This is a genomic window from Legionella saoudiensis, assembly GCF_001465875.1.
GTDB lineage: Bacteria > Pseudomonadota > Gammaproteobacteria > Legionellales > Legionellaceae > Legionella > Legionella saoudiensis.
In genome coordinates this window covers 124,509-145,908 of sequence record NZ_LN901320.1, presented here as the reverse complement: position 1 = coordinate 145,908, position 21,400 = coordinate 124,509, and the positions used below count along the sequence as shown (strand labels likewise).

Here is a 21,400-nt window from a genome sequence, read left to right as displayed (position 1 = left end):
AATATCCTCTATTTTATTGTGCTTATTGCGGTATTAGTTTTTCTTCCTCATCAGTTGGCGGATCTGGAGGTAACAACGCCTGTGATGACATATTTGCAGCTGACATTGGGGTAAGCTTTATTGGTGGAGTTACCCCACTCGTAGCATAATAATCTCGTTCGGGTTCTGTTAAATAGACATAAAACATTAATAAACCCAAAATACAACTTAGCCCTAAAGAAATAATTAGGGAAATTAAACCCCGTCGGAAAACATTGACGTTGAAGCTTTTTTTCTGTTTGATTATGGCCCAACTTTCACGATTCATTTTTACTCCTAACCCGCAGCTCGCCTAAAGGTAATTTCTATACGCGCGTTAGTGGAAAAATCACCGCCGAGTGGGTATGCAATAATGGGTTTATCACTACCTACACCTTGGGTAAAGATAAAGCGACTATCAATACCTTGGGACCATAAATATTCACCAACTACACGAGTACGCGCCAAAGTTAGAGCATGCTCTCTTTGTGGAGATCCATATTTACTGCTGTATCCAGTTATGAAAACAGAAATTTTGCGAAACTGTTTTAAAAATATAGCAACATCATTTAGCAATCTATAAGAGCGCCATTTAATATTGGGAGTTTGCGGATGAAATAAATAGGTAGCAGGAATACTAACCATATAATCTTGACCAATGCTAACAACTTTCACCCCGTGCTTATTAAATTTTTTCATGTACTTAATAATTGTAGAATCACAAGCACCAGTATCTTTACAAGGACCTTTAGGTAAGTCAGGTGGTAAAGCCCAATATTCTTTACTACAAGAACCTATCATAATACATAAGGCAATCGCTCCTACAGCCCTAGTTAGTAAGACTATATATTTAGTAAGTACTGATCTCACTTTTGATCCCTCATGTTACAAAATACCACTTCAAATGGTCATAATTGGCGAAAAGCCATTAACCCAAGGTTAAGATAAATTTACAAATCATTACGTTACAATGAATTCAAATAAATTGCTATTTTTTTAAATATTTATTTATCTCTTAACATTTTTTTTATTAATTTCCGTCCATTTATGCATCATATGTGTAAAAATATTTATCAAAACCTCTTTTTAATGTTAGAGTTTTATTTCCTCTGATTAATGAATCCATGATGAAAAAAATAGTATCCAATATGCCCAAGGGAATCGTAGCGCTTTATCTGGTGCAAGCGCTGACGACATTTTCTTACGCTACTCTTTATTCATCTCTAGCACTTTTTCTTACCAAACAATTACGGGTAGAACACCAGCTATCCAATAGCATCGTTGCGCTTTTTCTTGCCCTTAATTATGTATTGCAATTGGCTGGCGGTCTGTTAGGGGGGCGTCTTTTAAGTAATCGAGCCCTTTTTCTTTTGGCCTCTCTCATTGAAATTCTCGGCTTATTTACTTTAGCAACTCGCTCTACTTCGCTGTTATTCGCCAGTTTAAGTATGTTTTTAGTGGGCTGTGGTATTAGTTTTACCTGCTATAATAATATGCTCACTCAGCGCTTCAACGCAGACGATGAGCGCCGAGAAACTGCCTTTATTCTTAGTTATGCAATGATGAGCATTGGTTTTTGCGCGGGATATACACTAAGTGGCTTCTTTGATTATACCAATCAATATCAGGGACTTTTTTATAGTGCAATTCTAATGGATGCGCTTACGATATTCTTTATTGCGCGTTATTGGCCAGTTTTAGCGGATATAAATACTCCCTTGACCCAAGCCAATGGGTCACAACGATTAAGAAATAATTTAATTGGAACCGTGATTACATTAGGTTGTGTTCCTCTGCTAATGCTGTGCTTTAAAACAACGGCATTAAGTAATGTCCTGGTCATTACCATAAGCTCGCTCATGTTTTTAACCCTTTTCTATTTAGGATTTCGTCAAAAAAACCCCAAAGATAAAGAGCGCATTATGGCTTATTTACTCCTGGCTCTTATTTCCGTACTATTCTGGATGATTTATTTCACCGGACCTATGGGTGTTATCCTCTTTATTAAAAATAATACCGACCGGCACCTTTTCGGCTATGAAATTGCCACTCAATGGCTACTGAACATTAATCCCTTGATCATTGTTATCTGTGCTCCAATACTGTCTATGCTTATCCGATCATTACAAACGAAATTTAATTTTTCTGTTTCGGTACAGTTTGCCTGTGGTTTTATTTTATTAGGCTTTTCCTTTTTAGCCCTTGCCTTCGGCATCAATTTCTCAGAGGCTGATGGGTTTGTAAGTTTATCATGGGTTATATTTTATTTTATTTTTCAGGGGATCGCCGAGTTACTCATCGCTCCTGTAGGCTATGCAATGATTGGTCGTATTGCTCCCTCACATTTACAAGGTCTAATGATGGGTTCGTGGATGTTGGTTGCAGGGGCGGCGGCTTCTTTATCGCATTATTTCGCGAATGAAATGGTAAAAAATCAGACGCTTGCACCAGCGCTTACCAATGAGCGTTATTTATCTATTTTTGAGCAATTAGGGATGTGGGCTTTTGCTGGGGCGGTATTCTTATTAATAGTTTCTCGAAAAATTAAGACGTTTATCAATCATACGGTTGTTGTGGAGTAATATTCACACCGGTTACTTTCTGATTCGGGTACGTTTAAAAAGAAAACCTGGTTGCGAGCAACCAGGTAGCAATTTAAACTATAGGATTGCGGCTTATTCTAATCCTTCCTCATTCTTTTTGTTCACTTTCTCTCGTTCGCTTGCAAATTTAGCAGCCAGATCTTTAACAATATCTGTTAACGTTTGTGGATCAATAAAATCACGTTCTTCAGGCGGATAACTGGTTGCCAACTGGAAGTCTTTAATTAACTCATTAGCGACTGTACCGGCGTATTTATCTTTAGCTCCCGCCAATCGTTCAATGGTCATCATTTGATTTCGTGTTTCATTAATCGGTAATAATGATTCCGAGAAGGATTCTTTATCACGAACTAATAATGGAGGTCCTCCCGCATTAATTCGTAATGGGCTAAATATGGTTAATGCACCTTCTACTTCTTCCTCAATTAACTCTTCAACCGGTTCTGGCTCGTTAAAATTGTGGAATGCGATTAATGCGGTTACACCACGTTCAATAGGTTCGGTTACGGTAGACTCGCGTAACAACTTGCTGATAAGCGTAATTTCCTCACTATCCGCAGTCTTATTAATCGATAAATCACCACTATCAAGAATAGCCTGGAATGAAGTTAATTGTTTTTGTAACTTCATTAAGTAATCATCTGGTGGCGGCTCAACTTTTAAGAATTGATTAATTTTTAATTGCTTAACTGGTTTGGGATTCGCATAAAACATACGAGCACGAACAATTTTTGATTTAAAGAATATATGCGCCTCACCCTCGGTTTGCTCTTTAAGGTCTAAAAGGTCTACCCGGGCTCTTTTTTCAAATGAAGAGCTCTTGCTGTCCGCATAACTATTCGACATAGTATTTTCTTTAGCCTGGAATGAGTCCACCTTGGTCACATAAGCCTCACCCGCAGTTTTAGTAAAGAAGTCCCAGGTTTCGGTAGGGTCTTCCAACTTCATACAAATTTTAATGTTGGTGTTTGCACCAATAGATGCAGCCTCTTCTTTCGATGCTTTCTGGAACGCAGGCAAGTCTTGTCCGGCAAAAATTGCAGAGAATCCAAGAGAACGCGCCTGAGCAGGTACCACAGCAAAACCCTGTACGGCATAATATCCATACTCATCAAGAATACACATATAAGGTGTAGGCGCATTAGTAGGTTTTCTCAAGATCACATCGCGGTAATCCCCTTCAACGTCCTCCCCTAAACCTGCTGCCATCATGGCCTTTAAAGAGGAAACAATGATTTTACCTAAGTTTGCCAGCTCATCAGGTGATTTTTCTAGTGCCGGCAATAGCACAACCAAAATCCTGCGATTCAAGATCACATCTTTAAAATCTACCTCTGCCAAGTTGGTACGAATAATGTGTCCATAAGTATCCGCCAAAGAAGAGAAGCTTCGTACGAGCTGCATGGTGATAAAACCATGTTGCTCAAGTACTTGCGATACTTGTTTTCCTTTTTTCTCTTTGTTGTAACCAGGTAAGGTATTTAAGTAGTTACGTAAAGGGTCAGTAACCAGTTTTGGCACCTGCTCAATATTTACACTTTCCATATCGTCGCGTGGAAAGATTTTATCAACTACAATTGATTCTAACCGGGTTAAGTCAAAGTAGTTACGAATAGTATTCGCATCCAGAAGGATCGCACCATCATCACGCATGTAAACCAATAAACGCATTAACGCCTCAACGAATGCGATCGCACGGCCTTTCCACATATCCCCGTCACCACCTTGTTGGGAGGATCCCATCAAGCTGACTACCAGCTGAGTTAACATACTGGAAGAACCTTGGCAAAATGGATTAAGGGTATTTGATAATCTTTTTTCTTGAGGACCAACAATGTCTCGCGCACCAGTCATGAAGTTAATTAGCAACAAATCATCTTCACGTCCCATACTACGAACCATAGAAAATACTTTCGCATAAAGCGAGTTATCCCCTTTTCCGTCCACATAAATAAAACCACTACCCTGAACCAAGGCATTATAAGCAAGAGAAACTAAACATTCTGTTTTACCACTACCTGTTGAACCAAAAATCAACGCGTGGGTACGCATGTCATCATTGGCAAACCACAGCTCCTCTCCACTTTTGCGGTCATTTCCAAAAAAAGCGATGCCGCGCGCTGTATTGGGCTTATTTATGCCCGGCTTCAAGTCGTTGTAATCTTTTACTCGAGAAATGAGCGGCAGTCTGAAAGGAAGTTTTTGTTTACGTGTATAACTGTAAGCAAAAATTCCTCCACCAATTAATAATAATAGGGTTGCCACTTCCGAAATATAGAATGAGGCAGCAGCCAGAGAAAATAGAATAATCGAAACGTTCGTCGGATCAGAGAAGAAATCAGCCATCCTCTGTGTTAGGGTTCGCGTGTCCCTAAGGAGGAGGGTAGGATCTACTTCATGACGAGACTCAATACCACGCATCATGGTTCTAACTCCTGCATTTGACGAGGTGATAATTTAACTTCTTTCACGGCTACCTCTAAAGCTCTAATAGCTTCGTCGATCATTGGCACTAAAGAACGTCGCCCCATTTCTTTTTCTGCGCGCCAATGTGCAAAAGCACCCGCAACTTCCGCGTATGGTGTTTGTCTGCCTACGCAATTCAACATATACCATAAGCGTCGATCAACGGGTTTTAGCCATAAAAACTCTGAACTAGGCACTACTCCATCTTGTCGAGCTTTCTCAAGTAATGAGGCCAGTACAGTTAAAGTATAGGCATGTTTTCCTACTATTTCCTGGATCTCTTCCGTATTTTTGTATTTTTCAACTACAGGTCTAGCCACTGAGAAATCAGGTTTTCCTTCCACAAAGGTACGGTCTAATACTGATAAAATATTATTTGCCGCATCACGGTCACGATTTAAACGTGCCATGAATACACCAGCCAAAGCATAGGCCTGTGGTGAACAATGCTCGAAACCATCCCAATAAGGCCCTAACTGTAAGGTGAAAACGCGCTTTGCATCACCACGCCGTATACCGGCAGTCATTTCCATACCAGGGACAGGATTATCTAACAAAACATCCTCTTTTTTTAATAACTTGTATTTACGAGCAAACTCCATAGGAGTTAATGCCATTGCCCAAGGTCCAGTATTTACGTCCTGGCTTACTAAGTCTTCTTTGACGACGGGCATAATTGCAGGCCAGTTGAATTGCTCTTGGGCACGCAAAGATTTCATATCATGAGCTTTGCGATATTTCAGTTTAAGATTAGATTGATAAAGCAAAATGGCCATTACCCCTAACGCTAAAACAACGGGATAACGCATAAAGTCCCCTACCGCACGCGTAGTATCTACAAGCTGATCCCAATCTACTGCATTTGGATCTATTGTTTGCATTAGGTAAATCAAACTGGTTAATTGCTCACTATGAAGGAATAAATTAACCAATTTCGCTTGCAGAATGTTTATTTGAAAAACAAACATTACAATGTATTGATGCCCTGTTTTCCAGACTAGAAAAACAGTAATAAACAGCAACACCGTAATCCATACGGGAGCCATGCCACTGTCTGTATTTTGTTGTTGCGATTGTTGAGCCATTAATACGTACTTACCTTAGTTTCATTATTTCAAGTATATACTGCTCTGAGGCATTTTTGCGAGAAATTCACAGGAAATTGTGTGGCGCTGAAAAAATGATTTGATACCACTGCCATTAAGTTAAGAAGTACATTTATAAAGGAAGGTTGATCTGCGTAGCCGGCCAGAGCAAGGTTCTATGCTGAGCGAATCCAACCTTTCTTATTCAAACATAAACTTAAACAGGAAGACCTGCGATTGAAATTTCAAGCATGCTCTCTTAGCAAAGCCTGATTTATGCTTCTTTCAGTAAACGGCCGCGACTATAATGATACACTCCAGACACGTGCACAAAACGGCTAATGTTATCCAAATCTAAGGTTCTATCCTTCAGCGTCAATAATTGATTACCTAACTTATCGGTTAATGCTTTGTCAGGAGGAAGTGGAATCACACTATTTTGATTAATAAAGATACCTAAATAAGCTTCATTAATTTTATTTTCTTTAGTTTTTATTATTTCTTTTACATGCTCTTCTGCAGCATAAATAGGGCGCGAAATCATTTGTCTGGGGAGGTTAGCAACGATACGCTCCCATGACTGAATGTTGGAGCCATCAGCCGAATAAAGTGATACAAAAACCTCTTGCTGCCCACTTCTCAATGCCATACGATTGGCTAGTTGAGTTTCGGCCTGGATTTGTGCTTTAGTGCGAGTGCCCAGCTGATTGGCAAAGTTTTCACGAATATCATTTAAATTTTTACCAATGGCGCGTAGGAAATTAGACTCGTCCCAGGGGCCATTGTTTATTGCTTCATCTAAGGCCTGGAGAATCGCCTCATTTTGTTGATCTGAGAGTATCTCTTTCATAACACCAACACTCTATTCTAATGAGAGGCATAGCCCCTCGAATTAAGTCACGAATTATAGATTATTATCTTCTGAAAGAAGGAGTTGACACTACAGCGTCATCTTCGTTCATCTCAGGTGAAAAATCCCGTTCTGCTGTAACTTTTTCTTCCACTGCGTAATTATTATTCACAACAGCATTTACCCGGTTATAACATTTATTTAAAACTTCAGCAGCCTTTTGGTTAGGCTCGAAATCAGAGCGGACATGTGCTGCCTTCTCTGTCTGCGTTTTTGCAGTATACACAGGATTAACTACGATCCGGTGCGCATCTTCAGGTGTCATTGGCACCATTGCACTTACAGAAGCCAGCCCGTTAGCAGAAGTCACACCGCTAGTTTGGAAAAGAGTGATTCTATATTTATCTGACGCTGCCATATACTGCTCCTCAAAACTTATACCTATAACCTGAGTCTAACAAAACAAATTATAAAGTGAACCCCAATTTCTATTTACTTTCGAATTCTTTACAATTCACTTAAAAATGACACGCTTAGTCATACATTAACTCATCCAAGGGGGTATAATCTTTACTGGGACCACCTTGAATTAATTCATTTACTACATCCGTCATACATAACAAGCGCAACACATTAGGTGTCACTTCATCAAAGACTACACGCAAACCCAATAGAGCACCTTCTGATTCATCAAAAGTTGCACCCAAGCCATAACCTAAGCATAAAGAGCATAATTGATCTGCTCGCTTGGCAATTGCAGGTAATAAACCTGTTTCTGCGAACACTTCATCATAACTGACAAATCGGTCATTCAAATAAAACTTAGCATTCATACTTGCAGCAATAATGCCCATGCATTGACTAATAGTTCGTTCCATTTATCATCGCCACCATGGTTGTGCAGACTTAAGATTCCCGGCGAGGAAACCTCTTATCCAACGTAAAAAGACCGGCACAGTAAAGCCATAATGTTCGATGATACCAAAAAAAATTGCGGAAATAAGTACAATAACCCCAGTCCAAACTCGAATATGCATTAGAAATATAAATAAAGGAAACGCAGCGCGTGCATCCACCAGAAAGAAACGAGCACTGCGCGCAGAATCCCTCCAGTGCGCGGTCTCCGCAAAGCCACCAGCAGCCATATACTTATACCTCAAAAAAAATAATTATCTATGGAAAAAGTATATACCTAAGATGCTTCAAAATGCTAGTTTTTGTGCGAGTTGATTTCTATAAATGCGATGCGATGAAAACAAGCTGCTGTTGTATTTCCTAGCGTTATTATTTTTGAGGGGTTAATTTTTTAGATGGTCCATTTAGAGCATTCCTTAATACATTTTCCATGTCAGGCTCAAATTTAGCAGAAGGCGTTAACTGGGGTTTTTCATAGCCTTGCAGTTCAGTATCTGCTTGTTTGACATGCCGCGGCTCGCTAGATGTAGATAGGCCTAATCTTCCTAATATTTTAGCATGACTGCTCATCGGATACTCCTAATTGCGACACATATTGATATTTAAGATAACACAAATAACTTAAGAAACTATTAAGAATGCGATTTTTTTCAAAACTCCGCTATAGCAGAGTATCTTCTGGGATTTATGATACCGAAGCCAGGTAAAAATGATTACTAAAATATACAAACTGTCTTCAAATGACGTACATCAACCTGCATTTTAAAAAATTTCTGCTGAACACCAAAAATTCTATTGAGTAGTGGGTACATTTTACGTTATGTTAAAACTACCTAATTACACGATTAGGTTATTTAGGGATAAAGAAATACAATTGCTCAGTACATTGTAGCAATTGCGAACTAGAGCAAAAGGAGAATTTGATATGGCTAGGGGCGAAGTTAAATGGTTTAATAATGCCAAAGGATGGGGATTTATTATTCCAGAACAAGGTGGCGATGATATTTTTGTTCATTTTTCATCAATTCATGGCACTGGCTATAAAACATTAGTCCCTGGACAGGTAGTAACCTATGAAGTGGGACAAGGCGATAAAGGTCTTCATGCGGCAAATGTGTTCGTAGTGACCGAAGAAGCTGCTGAAGTAGAAATGGCCTAATCAGCTCGCGGCGTTGTAATTGCCTAACTTCGGTTCGCGTTATAAAAGCTTATGTGTATGCTTTTATGCCAAACTAATGTTAATTTATAATGCCGCTGCGACTAAATTGTCTCAACTACTGCATTTAACACCATCTTCCGGTATGATGACCCTAATTTTATTAAGGTCAATATTGTCTCATGAGACGTGGTTTATTACTTATTAATCTAGGGACTCCTAAAGCCCCTCAGACCCCTGCCGTTCGCACTTATTTACGCGAATTTTTAACCGACAAACGTGTTATTGATTTGCCAGCGTTGCTTCGCTACATCTTGGTGTATGTCTTTATACTACCCTTTCGCGCAAAACGCTCTGCCCATGCCTATCAAACAATTTGGACTGAACAAGGTTCTCCTTTGCTATGGCATAGCCAAAATTTACTAACTCAAGTCCAACAAGAATTAGGCCCCAAGTATAATGTAGTCATGGGTATGCGTTATGGTGAGCCTTCGCTCGCAAGGCAACTAAATCAGCTAAAACAGTGCGAATCCATTACTATTTTACCTTTATACCCGCAATATTCCTCTGCCGCTAGTGGCTCATCAATTGAAAAAGTACTGACGATTATTAGATCTTGGGAGCTGATTCCCTCACTCACCGTGATTCGTGACTTTTTTCAGCATCCCGCTTACATTAAGGCGCAAGCAGCCGTGATTAAAGAACATGTTAATGATTATGAGCATATTCTTTTTAGTTACCATGGAATTCCTGAGCGTCAAATTATTAAAAACGACTGTAAATCAGTCTGTCAGGATAGCTGTCCAGCGCTTTCAGTACAGAGTCAAGGGTGTTATAAAGCCCAATGCCACCAAAGCAGCCGCTTATTAGCCCAAGAACTGCAATTATCAGAACAGCACTACAGCACCGCATTTCAGTCTCGGTTAGGCAAAACTCCTTGGATAAAACCATATACTGATGAGATGCTCAACCAACTTGCGGCTAAAGGAATTAAAAAACTAGTCATCGCCTGTCCTTCCTTTGTCGCAGACTGCCTGGAAACCTTAGAGGAGATTAGCATTCGCGCAAAACAACAATGGCTTACTTTAGGTGGTACGCAATTAATGGTAGTCCCCTGTTTAAATGAACATCCTCTATGGGTAAAAGCAATTACAGAGATTATTTCTACATAGCTGGGTTTATTCTTAAATGAAGTTCAATTCACCCCAGAAATGACCGATTTTGGTCTCACTTAATGGCATGTTTTAGTATTAAGCAGGCTCTTTTTTAATAGTGATATTAGCACTACTCTACAGGCAAATTTTCATGTACTATGGCGAAAATTGCACTTTTAAATTTATTTTTTATCAGGAGGATTAGAGTGAAACGGATATTTATTTTATGGTTCTTTATTGTTACCCAAGCAGTTGGTGCAGTATTTAGTCCTGAAGAAGTTAGCAAACTAAAAGCAAATTTTTTAGCAAATATCCATCCTAATGGCGCAATTGTCGCCTCTCCGTCACAGCAAAACCCCAACTATTACTATGACTGGGTCCGAGATTCAGCGATTGCCATGAATTTAATCGAAAACTGGTATGAAGAAAATCACTCCGCCGCCAATAAAGAGCGTCTCTTCCATTATGTTTCCTGGACACGAATGATCCAGCATCAAAATGATCCACTGCCCGGACAAGATATTCTCGGTGAGCCTAAGTTCTATATTAATGGTTATCCCTTCGATGGAGCTTGGGGCAGACCACAAAACGATGGTCCGGCAATAAGAGCAACCGCATTAATTCGTTTTGCGCAACAATTATTAAATCAAAATGAAGTAGAGTACGTGCAAACGTATTTATACAATAAAAGCATGGAACCACGCGGCATGAGCGTGATTAAATTAGACTTGGAATATATAGCCCATCACTGGACTGATGAAAATTTTGACCTCTGGGAAGAGGTTTATGGTAATCATTTTTTCACCACCATGGTACAACAAAAAGCCTTGCTTGATGGCGCAGCACTTGCTCGTCGCATGGATGATGAACGGGCCGCTCTTTATTATGAGCAACAAGCGCGGCTTATGGACTTTCGTTTGTTCCAACATCTAGATCAAAAAAATCAACTAATTCAAGCCACTCTTCCCCCTCATTTAGGTCCGCAAAAAAACCAGGAACTGGATTCAGCAGTAATCTTGGGCATATTATTTAACCCACAACGAGGCCTCCTGGCTCCAAATAGTATTTACGTCGAAAAAACCATTAATGCGCTACATAATCAATTTAACCAAATGTTCCCCATTAATGAAAATAATCCAGGAGCTATTTTATTCGGACGCTATCCAGGGGATACTTATGATGGCTATCAAACTAATAGCCAAGGCAATCCCTGGTTTATTTTAACAGCAACCATGGCTGAGTATTATTATACCTTAGCGGACATGCTGTCCATGAAACCCAACCAACAAGCCTCAATGAAAAAATACATTGATACAGGCGATTCCTATTTAGAACTTATTAAAAAATATGCACCGGACATGAATTTGGCTGAGCAAATCAATTTAAATACAGGAGTTCAGCAAGGAGCCTACTCATTAACCTGGAGCTATGTCTCAGTCCTTCACGCTCTTGATTTAAGAAATAAAGTTGACGCTAAACTACAAGAGCAGCAATACCATCACCAATATGCATTTTAAATATCGGTAACCTGGTTGCTTGCAACCAGGCTTTCTTACGGTAATGAGGTACTAACTCAAACCAACAATTTGCTCATTGCTTTAATTAATTTTCCTAGGAAATAAAATAGGCTAGGCTGAAAGCCTAGCAAATAAAGCACTGGCTCTATTAAATGAAGAGCTACGTTATTGATATCAGCTAGGTGCTAATACTGAAACATCTTTAGGTTCTTTCTTTGGTTCTTCTACATTCAACAAACGTAGAGGCTTCCCTTCCATCACGTAGTTTTCTATCTGCTCCAAGCTCATATTTTTGGTTTCAGGCATATAAAAATAGTTATAAATGAATCCCAAAAAACAGATAGTGCCATATAGAGCAAAAGTAAACTCAATGCCCAAAGCTTTGTCCAATAATGGGAAACTAAAAATAACCACTGTATTAAACGTCCAATTACTCATTGCCGACAACCCCATCCCTGCTCCGCGAACATGTAAGGGAAAAATTTCGGCCATCGCAATATGAGGAATCGGCCCTACACTGATAGCAAATGAAAAAATATAGACGGTAAGGCAGATCATCGATAAATAGGGAAGCCATGCTACCTGATTCAATGAAAATAAACTTAACGCAAGTAAACTTGCCCCCGTTCCTACAAAGCCAAGAAGCAGAAGCTTGCGGCGTCCGATTTTATCAACCCAAAGCATTGCTAATATAGTAACGAGCAAATTAACAAGGCCTATACCAATCGTCGCTAATATTTGCCCTATAGCGCTACTTAGCCCCAAGCTCTTAAATATTTCTGGGGCAAAATAAATAACAACGTTAATTCCACTTAGCTGTTGTAAACAAAATAAGAGAGTGCCTAACATTAAAACTGGCAATAGAGGCTTCTTAAACAACAAACGCCAACTCCCTTGTTTGGGCTCATGAGCTAAAGTTGCCTCAATATCGTGCAACTCTTGTTCGTCAAACCGCTCTTTACGTAATTTTTTTAATGCCTTATTTGCCGCCCCTTGTCGGCCGACACTACATAACCAACGAGGAGACTCAGGCATAAATAAAATACCTATACCCAAAATTAAAGCAGGCAAGGCGCTTGAAGCAAACATTGCACGCCAGGCTTGATGTTCCATCAATAAGTAATTCACTGAATAGGCACAAACTATTCCTACCGTCAATGCCAATTGATAAATAGCAACTACAGCTCCTCGCTTTTCTAGAGGAGCGGTTTCTGCTAAATATAAAGGCGCCATTACCGAAGCTACGCCTATCGCCAAACCAAGTATCAATCGTGATAGTTCCAACATCATAATTGACTCAGCAAAACCTGCGCCTAATGCACCACAAAAAAATAAGCCGCCAGCAAACGATAACAAAGTTCGTCGTCCAAAGCGCTTAACCCCTCTTGAAGCCAAAAGTATTCCAATAAGGATGGAACCCATCAGTGCTCCAAAAGGCAAAGCAGCCGCCATTGCCCCAATATCAGTTGCCGTTAATGCAAAATGGTTTTTGACCAGCTCTAAAGAGCCAGCGATGATTCCTTCATCATAACCAAATAAAAAACCAGCAACAGAGCCTATAACAGCGACCATCCAAGTCATCATTCCTCCTTGAACATTAATTCTTAATGTAATAAGCCAGGCCTATTCCAATGGCCTACAGGTTAAAACGCCCTCTTCCTCTTAGTCAGGCTATCCCCAACTGCGCATACCTTGACGTGCAGAAAAACATAGCTCTGTTATTAACGACCAATCATTTTTCTTAATTGCTTCATCCGGGACAATCCATGAACCGCCTACGCAAGCTACATTAGGTAGCGCCAGGAAATCAGCAAAATTTGCCTCATTAATTCCTCCGGTTACACAAAATCGTGCTTGCGGAAAAGGACCATAAAATGAACGCAACATAGGAATGCCACCTGCTGCAATTGCAGGAAAAAACTTAAAATGGGTATAGCCTAAAGTTAATCCTTCCATAAGTTCAGAAACACTAGTTACCCCTGGAATAAATGGAATGTTGCCATCAATTCCTGCTTTTAATAGAGCTTGAGTAGAGCCTGGACTAAAGGCAAATTTTGCCCCCATTTCCATAGCCTGTTCAAGCTGCCCAGGAGTAACAATGGTACCCACGCCAATTAACGCCTCAGGAAAAGTCTGTACTAATAATCGTACAGCTTCCAAAGCGATTGGCGTCCTTAACGTGATTTCCAGAGCATTAATTCCTCCGGCAAATAATGCTGTAGCTAAAGGGATAGCTTGATCGATCTCTTTAATTTGAATCACCGGAATTACAGGTGAAGAACAAAACACTGTATCTGCTTGCACAGCCCAATTAGAAAATGACATCGAGGTCTCCTTTTCGTACCCGTTCAACTTGAGATTGCAAACGCTGCTTTAAATGTACTGCAGCCCCTAATATCCCGGGCTGTTTTGCAGTAATTACATAAGAAGGGATTTGCGCATTAAAACTACTGAAACGTCCTTTTTCTTCGAACCGAGCTCTAAAATCACTATGGCCCAATATTGGCAGTAACCGGGGCACGATGCCTCCAGCAATATAAACACCACCAAAAGCAGCAAAAATTAGGGCTAAATCGCCAGCATAAGCACCTAAAACTGCTAAAAATTGCTCGACGGTTGCCTTAGCAACTACCGATTCACCCGCTAAGGCTAAAGCAACTATTTGCGCAGCAGACAGTGGTGTTTCATCGTGCTGATGAAATGCCGCCAATGCTCTATATAAATTCTCTAATCCCTGGCCTGATAATAAACGCTCATAAGAAACATGCTCGTATATTTTATTGAGATAACAGGCAATAAACCATTCTTGCTCTGTTTTTGCCCCCCAACTTACATGCCCACCTTCACCAGCATAAGCTATATAGCTATGGTCCTGAAAAACTAAGTAGGCAACACCCAATCCAGTTCCAGCACCAAGAACTACTCGTGTTTTATGCTTATCTGCAACGCCCTGGCCACACTGTACTAACTCATGCTCGGATAAAACCGGAAGGCTCATGGCAATGGCATTAAAATCATTTAATACCGTAAGTTCAGATAAGCCCAATTTCTGTCGCAGTTCTTTAATTGAAAATTGCCAATGAGCGTTGGTCATACATACTTCATCACCCAATATTGGACAAGCAATTGCAATAGCAACTTGGGTAATATGCTCTAATTTATGTTTGCGTTGATAAGCTAATAGCAGTGATTCAAGACTGCTGTATTCAGCACAGGAGTAAATTTCAATTGTATCGATAGCCAGGGTATCTAAGCGCACACAGCTGAAACGGGCAAATGTTCCACCGATGTCTGCTACAATCGCATATAAATTAAACTCGTCAAACATCATAAGCAGACTCTCTTCCTTGAAAGAGGCTACAGGCTCCCTGCTCAGCCCCAGTGAACTGGGTACGTAAGCTGCCAAATAATTCCCGCCCAGTTCCATAATAAAGCCCCTCAGCACTCATTACTGCGGCACGACGCGAGCTTAATTCTTCTTCGCTAACCAATAATTCTAACTGCCCTCGCTCAGCATCAATCAACAACATATCTCCCGTTTCAACTCGGGCCAATACTCCATTATCTAAGGCCTCGGGAGTGACATGGATTGCTGCAGGGACTTTACCCGAAGCCCCCGACATGCGGCCATCGGTAACTAAGGCAACTTGATACCCCTTATCCATCAATATACCTAACTTGGGGGTTAACTGATGTAGTTCCGGCATACCGCAGGCTTTGGGCCCTTGAAATCGTAAAACAACAATACAATCTTTATTTAATGCACCTTGTTTGAATAACTGCTCAAACTCATCTTGGCTAGAACAAACCACTGCTGGTGCTTTAATTTTCTCTTTCCCCGGCGCCAGACCAGAGGTTTTAATCACAGCACGTCCGAGGTTTCCACTCAATACTTGTAAACCACCTTGAGCTTTAAATGGGGTTGCACTTGAGGTTAATACCGCCTCATCGGTGGAAACATTTGGCCCATCAATCCAGCACAATTGTCCATTATCCAAAATGGGTTGACGAGTATAATGTTCTAAACCATGCCCCATCACCGTATGCACATCCGCGTGCAATAATTCGGCATCCAACAAGGTACGGATAAAATAAGCCAGACCACCTGCGCGTTGAAACTGATTCACATCAGCAGAGCCATTAGGATAAATTTTGGTAATTAATGGGGTTACGGCGGATAATTGGGAAAAATCATCCCAATTAACGGTATAACCAGCCATCGCAGCAATAGCGATTAAATGCATGGTATGGTTCGTCGAGCCACCAGATGCTAATAAGGCAATGATGCCGTTTACTATATTTTTGGCATCCATTAACTGACCGATGGGCAAATACTGCTCGCCTAAATCTGTAAAAGACAACACTTGTTGTGCAGCAGCTTGCGTTAAGGCATCACGCAACGGCGTTCCAGGATTGATAAAAGATGAACCTGGAAGTTGTATTCCCATTACTTCAATCACTAATTGATTCGAATTTGCTGTACCATAAAAAGTACAGGTTCCAGGAGAATGATAAGAGGCTGACTCAACTTCCAATAAAGCCGCTTTGTCAACTTTCCCTTCAGCATATAGCTGCCGAACACGTGCTTTTTCCTGATTTGAAATCCCTGATGGCATGGGGCCGGCAGGAATAAAAATAAAGGGTAAATGACCAAAGCTTAACGCTGCCATTAATAGCCCGGGGACAATCTTATCGCAAATCCCCAACATTAAACCGCCATCAAACATATTGTGTGAAAGGGCTATTGCCGCAGACATAGCAATCACATCTCGGCTTAATAAACTTAATTCCATTCCGGGCTGCCCTTGGGTAATTCCATCACACATTGCCGGCACACCACCTGCAAATTGAGCAACACCACCCGCAGCCGCTATCGCTTCTTTAATTAAATCCGGATAACTAACATAAGGTTGATGTGCCGAGAGCATCTCGTTATAGGCAGAAACAATTGCAATATTCGCTTTTTTCACAGCACTTAAACTGGCTTTATCCTTTAACGTACAGGCAGCGAAACCATGGGCTAAATTGCCACAGTGCAGCATAGTTCGTTGCGGGCCACGAGTGCGTGCCTTTTCCATTTGCTCTAGATAAAACGCACGACTTCGTGCGCTGCGTTCGCGAATGCGAGCTGTAACCTGCTCTACTACTGGGTGCATTTTAATTCCTCAGGGTGCATACATCACTTGTACATTAGCTTGGGGGCTATTTAAAAAAGCGCTAATTGGCATAATCATAGGATCGGGCTGGGCCATGGCCTGATGCAATACAGCTAATTTATTTTGCCCTTCCAAATGTAAAAAAATAACTCGGCTGTCTAATAATCGTCTTTTGGATAGACTAACGCGTTGATGAGGCGTCGTTTTGGGATTAACCAACAGCACTGCTGGGGCATTTTCATCAAGCCCTAAATTTAATTCATTGGCACTGGGAAATAAGGAGGCGGTATGTCCATCATCACCCATCCCTAAAATTACTGCATCAAAAGTTGGTAATGCAGAAATCTCTTGCTCCACATGGCGCAAATCAGGATCACTCTCCGAATACAAACTTAAAAGATGTGCACCCTTGGCTTCATGTTGCAGCAGCAATTGCCTAACCATGCGCTCATTACGGTTATCATCATTAAGTGGTACGCACCGCTCATCAGCCAAAGTAATGGTCACTTTATCCCAAGGCAATATGGCCTTCGACAAAGCCTGAAAAAGAGCTGCCGGCGTTTTACCCCCGGAAACAACCAAATAAGCATGACCTCGCCGTGCTATGGCATCCAACAAAAGATGTTTTAATTGAAACACTAAATCGATAACTAATAAATTCGCATCGCCGAAACTATGTAACTGCATTTTGCTCCCCCCAGACATGAGCTTTGCCATTGTATAAGCGAATCACTTCTAAAGGTCCCCAAGTTCCGGAGGGGTAGGTATATAATGGAATAGACTGTTTTTCCCAAGCCTGTTTAATATTATCGATCCATTTCCAGGCTTGTTCCACCTCTTCTCGGCTGACAAATAGATATTGATTCCCCAGCATTACCTCCAATAATAAACGTTCATAGGCATCTGCGATACGTTGCGTGTTAAAATTTAAGTCTAACTTGCTGTCACGTAGTTGCATACTGTCACTCAACCCAGGAACCTTATTCATCATCCGTACTTCAACCCCTTCATCAGGTTGCAGACGGATAATTAAGCGGTTTGGCGATAATTCTTGTTTTAATTGTTTAAAAATGTTGTATGGCTGCTGTTTAAAATAAATGACCACTTCACTTTGTTTTTTAGGTAAGCGTTTGCCCGTGAGCAGATAAAACGGCACGCCAGACCAGCGCCAATTATCAATAAACGCTTTAATTGCGACAAAAGTTTCCGTTTTAGAATTTTTATACGCCCCTTCCTCGTCTAAATAACCAGGCACCCTTTGCCCCTTGATGGTATTACTAATGTATTGAGCACGTATGGTTTGCTCATGAACTTGCGCATCACTAATAAAGCGTAAACTTTTTAATACCTTTAATTTTTCACTGCGGATACAGTCTGCAGAAAGACTCATTGGTGGCTCCATGGCCACCAATGCTACTATTTGTAACAGATGGTTTTGGAGCATATCACGCATTTGCCCTGATTTATCATAATAAGACCAACGCCCTTCCACACCAACCTCTTCCGCCACCGAAATTTCGACTTTTTCAATCATACTCTGATCCCAGTTTGATGAAAAAATTGCATTAGCAAAGCGAAGAACTAAAAGATTTAAAACCGTTTCCTTTCCTAAATAGTGATCAATTCGATAAATTTGGTCTTCAGCAAAAAAATGCGCCACTTGATCATTAATGATAATTGAAGAGGGTAAATCATGACCAATTGGTTTTTCGAGAACTACTCGCGATGGTTGATTAGTCAAACCAATGGTAGACAAGCCCTGGCAAGTTTGTGCGTATAATGATGGAGGAATTGCAAAATAAGAAATAGCTACTCGCTCTGCGGGGCGAACATATTCAGTTAATTTGAAATAATCCTCTGGCTTTGCCATATCTAAGTGGCAATAAATTAATCTTTGCGTAAGACGTGTCCATGCGGCACTATCCAAAGCCTCTCGAGTAAAAAACTCAATTTTTTCTCGCATCAGTTGGATGTAATCTGCTAAAGCAAACTCTTCACGCGCACAGCCAATAATTCGGGTGTCGGGATGTAGCAATTCCGCACATTCCAATTGATATAATGCAGGGAATAATTTACGACAAGATAAATCGCCTAAGGCACCGAATATTATTAAATCACAAGGATATTTCGCTGCAACATCTTCAATCATAGATCATTCCACATTATGCCGAATTCAAGTGAAATCAATACTAAATTGAAAGAGAACGCAGATCAACCAAATTCCATCCCTTATAAAGCCCTACATTGCAAAACTAAGGTTTTATGCTATATCAAATTAATAGAACTGGTTTACTTTTCACTAAAATAAAAAATCAGGAGAACTCTATGATTAACAGGCGATTTTCGGAACGACTAAATAAAGAACTCGATAATATTGGTGCTCCTGAGTCAGCGAATGAACGCATTGAAGTATTGTCCAAATTAATCAAAGTCCCCAAGTTCAAAGCAGAAGCCTTGCTCAATGGGGCAACAACTCCTGATGCCGCAATATTAGATACCTTGGCTAAAGAGTTCGAGGTTAGCGCGGATTGGCTTGTTGGTAAAGATGAATCGTCTCATTAAAAAAAATAAAATATTGCTATACTGTAAGTAAGATTTATTGTGGAGTGCTTCTATATGGGCATTTATGGCATTAGTAAAAAAGATCTTATCGGCCAGATAGGAAAATATAGCACTTACTCTACTGAATCATGCTTAAGCGCGAAAGGCCAAGAGGAATTGTGCCACGGAATTCAAAAGTATACTGACTCTCATCGCCATAAAGTATCTGCTTATAAAAAAGAGCATAACATACCCGAGCGCGCAGATGGCCTCGATGACCCGCTTTTTTTTAGAAAACAACTCATTGAGTATATTGAAAAACACGACCTGCCAAAGTTTGAACCAGGTGGAAAAGATAATAGGGCTACTGATCCGGAAAGTGCGACCATCTCAATGAGAGCATTGCTGGGAGAAGAAGGAGTTAAGCTATATAAGTTAGCCTTAGAAGAAGAGATGAACAGTAAAGAGTTCCGATATGCAGTGGCGGAAGCCTCAACAACTCATTATGAAGGTCCTAAATGGAAAAAAGAGCGGCCTGTGGTTATTGTTGCTGGACCTTCAGGTTGTGGAAAATCTCATGCAGCCCAAAACGCAATCAAAACCGCCAACCGTTTTTTACCCACCGATGATCAAGATATGAGCGGTAATAAAGTAATCTCCGCAGATGGAGGTATCGTTCGTGAAGTATCACAAATGCGAAAACTTTTAGTGCAGGTCGCACTAAACCAAGGGTTCACGGGTGTGGAGGACTTACATAGCAAGAGCAAAGTTTTAGAGAAGACAAAGCGCTATGTGCAAGCAGCAGCATTTGCAACTCCTGATGTTGGAGTAGTTATTCCTGAAACGTTTTCCAAATGGCTAAATCCTCTAAGTGCGGCAAGAAATCTACTGAAACGGGTGGATGCACTCGAAAATACCAAACAAATCTTTGCTCGCGTTGAAGGTGCAGACGAGTCTATTTTTCAAAAAACGGTTGCTTTTATGGGGTCTCGCAGAGCCTGGAAAACTAAAGACTTTGATACCCAGCGAGCAATAGATCTAAATATATCAAAAGATGACATCTGCGAATCCAAAGCCTACGGAGCTCAAGGATTTGGCCCAGGTAAAGCCGGTTCAATATGTGCCGAAAAATGGTTTAACAAACACAGTAAAGATAAATTAAGTATGGTGATAACCAATGATTTGGTTCTGTTAAAGCCCGATCCCAACAATCCGAAAGGCCCCTGGCTGCCTGCGACTCAAAACGATGAAGGAACAAAACTTATTTCCAAATCAGTATATGATAAATGGTTGAATTTACCTGAAGTGACGGATAAACCAGCATTAATGGACTATTATAAGGACCATGCAAAACCTATTATTACCACCTCAGCTCAAATCGACTTTGCCATTGCACAAAAGCAAGTAGTTAAACGCCTGGCAGTAACCGAAGCCAAACTGGAAAAAGAATTGAACAAGGCTAATCCAAATCCAGACCGAGTTGCCCAGCTCATTAACCGTCAAGCGCTTTTGACAGAAATCGCGCATTTCAATCCTCGAGACTTAGACAATCATGGAGCAATTGCGCATTTAAAGCAAAAAACACAAGAAGCAATTGACGATTTAAAAGCAGCGAAAACATCACCCTCGCTCTCTGTCAGCTGGTCAATTAGGGCATTTGATAAAGTGTTGACTAATCTGGAGAGAGTAGGTAAAGAGTTAGAAACCCATAATCCTGCCTCAGAAATAGAACAAGCTAATTGCCATAGCAGCCGTTCGCTAAGAAGCCGAATGCAAAGCATGAGAGCGGAACAGAGTGGCAATGAATTGAGTGATGAAGAAGGAAATGCTGAACGCATCACAGCGGTGAGATAGTAAATATAGGCTGGACTGCCGCAAGGCCCAGCCTATATTAAAGAGAAAAGCCTCTGCACTAACAGCGCTTGCGTCTGCAATTCAG

Annotated in this window: 21 protein-coding genes; 6 read left to right on the top strand and 15 right to left on the bottom strand. The window is 40.7% G+C overall.

Annotated elements, in window-relative coordinates; translation table 11 throughout:
* Positions 1 to 22 precede the first annotated feature (22 nt).
* Both icmM and icmN read right to left on the bottom strand, forming a co-directional pair.
* Positions 23 to 307 carry a type IVB secretion system protein IcmM/DotJ gene (gene icmM / locus BN3124_RS01635; protein ID WP_058533118.1) on the bottom strand — a complete coding sequence of 95 codons (285 nt, stop codon included), beginning with the start codon at positions 305 to 307 and terminating at the stop codon, positions 23 to 25.
* A gap of 8 nt (positions 308 to 315) precedes the next feature.
* Positions 316 to 819, bottom strand: coding sequence for a type IVB secretion system protein IcmN/DotK (gene icmN, locus BN3124_RS01630; RefSeq protein ID WP_149865180.1), 504 nt, complete (start codon positions 817 to 819; stop codon positions 316 to 318).
* 323 nt (positions 820 to 1,142) lie between these two features.
* On the opposite strand from icmN, the gene BN3124_RS01625 reads away from it, so the two are divergent.
* A complete protein-coding gene (locus BN3124_RS01625; RefSeq protein ID WP_078061448.1) occupies positions 1,143 to 2,600 on the top strand; it encodes a peptide MFS transporter in 1,458 nt (485 codons plus the stop codon).
* 93 nt (positions 2,601 to 2,693) lie between these two features.
* Here BN3124_RS01625 and BN3124_RS01620 read toward each other — a convergent pair whose 3' ends face one another.
* The 7 genes from BN3124_RS01620 to BN3124_RS01590 all read right to left on the bottom strand — a co-directional run bounded on the left by BN3124_RS01620 (position 2,694) and on the right by BN3124_RS01590 (position 8,507).
* Complete coding sequence (locus BN3124_RS01620; RefSeq protein ID WP_058533115.1) at positions 2,694 to 5,045, bottom strand: TraM recognition domain-containing protein; 2,352 nt, start codon at positions 5,043 to 5,045, stop codon at positions 2,694 to 2,696.
* Positions 5,042 to 6,172 carry a type IVB secretion system coupling complex protein DotM/IcmP gene (gene icmP / locus BN3124_RS01615; RefSeq protein WP_058533114.1) on the bottom strand — a complete coding sequence of 377 codons (1,131 nt, stop codon included), beginning with the start codon at positions 6,170 to 6,172 and terminating at the stop codon, positions 5,042 to 5,044. Before icmP ends, BN3124_RS01620 begins: the two co-directional genes overlap by 4 nt.
* A 274-nt stretch (positions 6,173 to 6,446) precedes the next feature.
* On the bottom strand, positions 6,447 to 7,022 hold the full coding sequence (gene icmQ, locus BN3124_RS01610; RefSeq protein WP_058533113.1) for a Dot/Icm secretion system protein IcmQ: 576 nt from the start codon (positions 7,020 to 7,022) through the stop codon (positions 6,447 to 6,449).
* A gap of 64 nt (positions 7,023 to 7,086) precedes the next feature.
* On the bottom strand, positions 7,087 to 7,440 hold the full coding sequence (locus tag BN3124_RS01605) for a hypothetical protein (RefSeq protein WP_058533112.1): 354 nt from the start codon (positions 7,438 to 7,440) through the stop codon (positions 7,087 to 7,089).
* A 115-nt stretch (positions 7,441 to 7,555) separates the two neighbouring features.
* Positions 7,556 to 7,900, bottom strand: a complete 345-nt coding sequence (locus BN3124_RS01600) for a type IV secretion IcmS family protein (protein WP_058533111.1) — start codon at positions 7,898 to 7,900, stop codon at positions 7,556 to 7,558.
* A 3-nt stretch (positions 7,901 to 7,903) separates the two neighbouring features.
* Positions 7,904 to 8,167, bottom strand: coding sequence for an IcmT/TraK family protein (gene icmT / locus BN3124_RS01595; RefSeq protein ID WP_058533110.1), 264 nt, complete (start codon positions 8,165 to 8,167; stop codon positions 7,904 to 7,906).
* 139 nt (positions 8,168 to 8,306) lie between these two features.
* Positions 8,307 to 8,507 (bottom strand): hypothetical protein, encoded by a 201-nt coding sequence (locus BN3124_RS01590; RefSeq protein ID WP_058533109.1) that lies wholly within the window; start codon positions 8,505 to 8,507, stop codon positions 8,307 to 8,309.
* A 355-nt stretch (positions 8,508 to 8,862) separates the two neighbouring features.
* Between BN3124_RS01590 and BN3124_RS01585 the strand changes: the two genes are divergently transcribed.
* The 3 genes from BN3124_RS01585 (at position 8,863) to BN3124_RS01575 (ending at position 11,764) form a co-directional block, all read left to right on the top strand.
* Positions 8,863 to 9,096, top strand: coding sequence for a cold-shock protein (locus tag BN3124_RS01585; protein ID WP_058533108.1), 234 nt, complete (start codon positions 8,863 to 8,865; stop codon positions 9,094 to 9,096).
* Between the two features lie 179 nt (positions 9,097 to 9,275).
* Positions 9,276 to 10,265: a ferrochelatase gene (hemH, locus tag BN3124_RS01580; protein WP_058533107.1), complete on the top strand. Its 990-nt coding sequence runs from the start codon at positions 9,276 to 9,278 to the stop codon at positions 10,263 to 10,265.
* Positions 10,266 to 10,453: 188 nt separating this feature from the next.
* A complete protein-coding gene (locus BN3124_RS01575; protein ID WP_330137827.1) occupies positions 10,454 to 11,764 on the top strand; it encodes a glycoside hydrolase family 15 protein in 1,311 nt (436 codons plus the stop codon).
* Positions 11,765 to 11,938: 174 nt separating this feature from the next.
* Here the strand turns inward: BN3124_RS01575 and BN3124_RS01570 are convergent, their stop codons facing one another.
* From BN3124_RS01570 to zwf, 6 genes are all read right to left on the bottom strand, one after another.
* Positions 11,939 to 13,345, bottom strand: a complete 1,407-nt coding sequence (locus BN3124_RS01570) for a sugar porter family MFS transporter (RefSeq protein ID WP_058533106.1) — start codon at positions 13,343 to 13,345, stop codon at positions 11,939 to 11,941.
* A 90-nt stretch (positions 13,346 to 13,435) separates the two neighbouring features.
* Positions 13,436 to 14,089, bottom strand: coding sequence for a bifunctional 4-hydroxy-2-oxoglutarate aldolase/2-dehydro-3-deoxy-phosphogluconate aldolase (locus BN3124_RS01565; protein ID WP_058533105.1), 654 nt, complete (start codon positions 14,087 to 14,089; stop codon positions 13,436 to 13,438).
* The gene (gene glk / locus BN3124_RS01560) at positions 14,076 to 15,095 is read right to left on the bottom strand and encodes a glucokinase (protein ID WP_058533104.1); all 1,020 of its coding nucleotides are present in this window, start codon (positions 15,093 to 15,095) and stop codon (positions 14,076 to 14,078) included. Before glk ends, BN3124_RS01565 begins: the two co-directional genes overlap by 14 nt.
* The gene (gene edd / locus BN3124_RS01555; protein WP_058533103.1) at positions 15,085 to 16,920 is read right to left on the bottom strand and encodes a phosphogluconate dehydratase; all 1,836 of its coding nucleotides are present in this window, start codon (positions 16,918 to 16,920) and stop codon (positions 15,085 to 15,087) included. The genes glk and edd overlap by 11 nt, the downstream gene beginning before the upstream one ends.
* A 9-nt stretch (positions 16,921 to 16,929) precedes the next feature.
* Positions 16,930 to 17,607: a 6-phosphogluconolactonase gene (gene pgl / locus BN3124_RS01550; RefSeq protein WP_058533102.1), complete on the bottom strand. Its 678-nt coding sequence runs from the start codon at positions 17,605 to 17,607 to the stop codon at positions 16,930 to 16,932.
* Entirely contained in the window at positions 17,594 to 19,069 is a 1,476-nt protein-coding gene (zwf, locus tag BN3124_RS01545) for a glucose-6-phosphate dehydrogenase (RefSeq protein ID WP_058533101.1), read from the bottom strand. Before zwf ends, pgl begins: the two co-directional genes overlap by 14 nt.
* A gap of 176 nt (positions 19,070 to 19,245) precedes the next feature.
* Between zwf and BN3124_RS01540 the strand changes: the two genes are divergently transcribed.
* Complete coding sequence (locus BN3124_RS01540) at positions 19,246 to 19,482, top strand: hypothetical protein (RefSeq protein WP_058533100.1); 237 nt, start codon at positions 19,246 to 19,248, stop codon at positions 19,480 to 19,482.
* 54 nt (positions 19,483 to 19,536) lie between these two features.
* Positions 19,537 to 21,315 (top strand): hypothetical protein, encoded by a 1,779-nt coding sequence (locus BN3124_RS01535; RefSeq protein ID WP_058533099.1) that lies wholly within the window; start codon positions 19,537 to 19,539, stop codon positions 21,313 to 21,315.
* Positions 21,316 to 21,400: the final 85 nt, after the last annotated feature.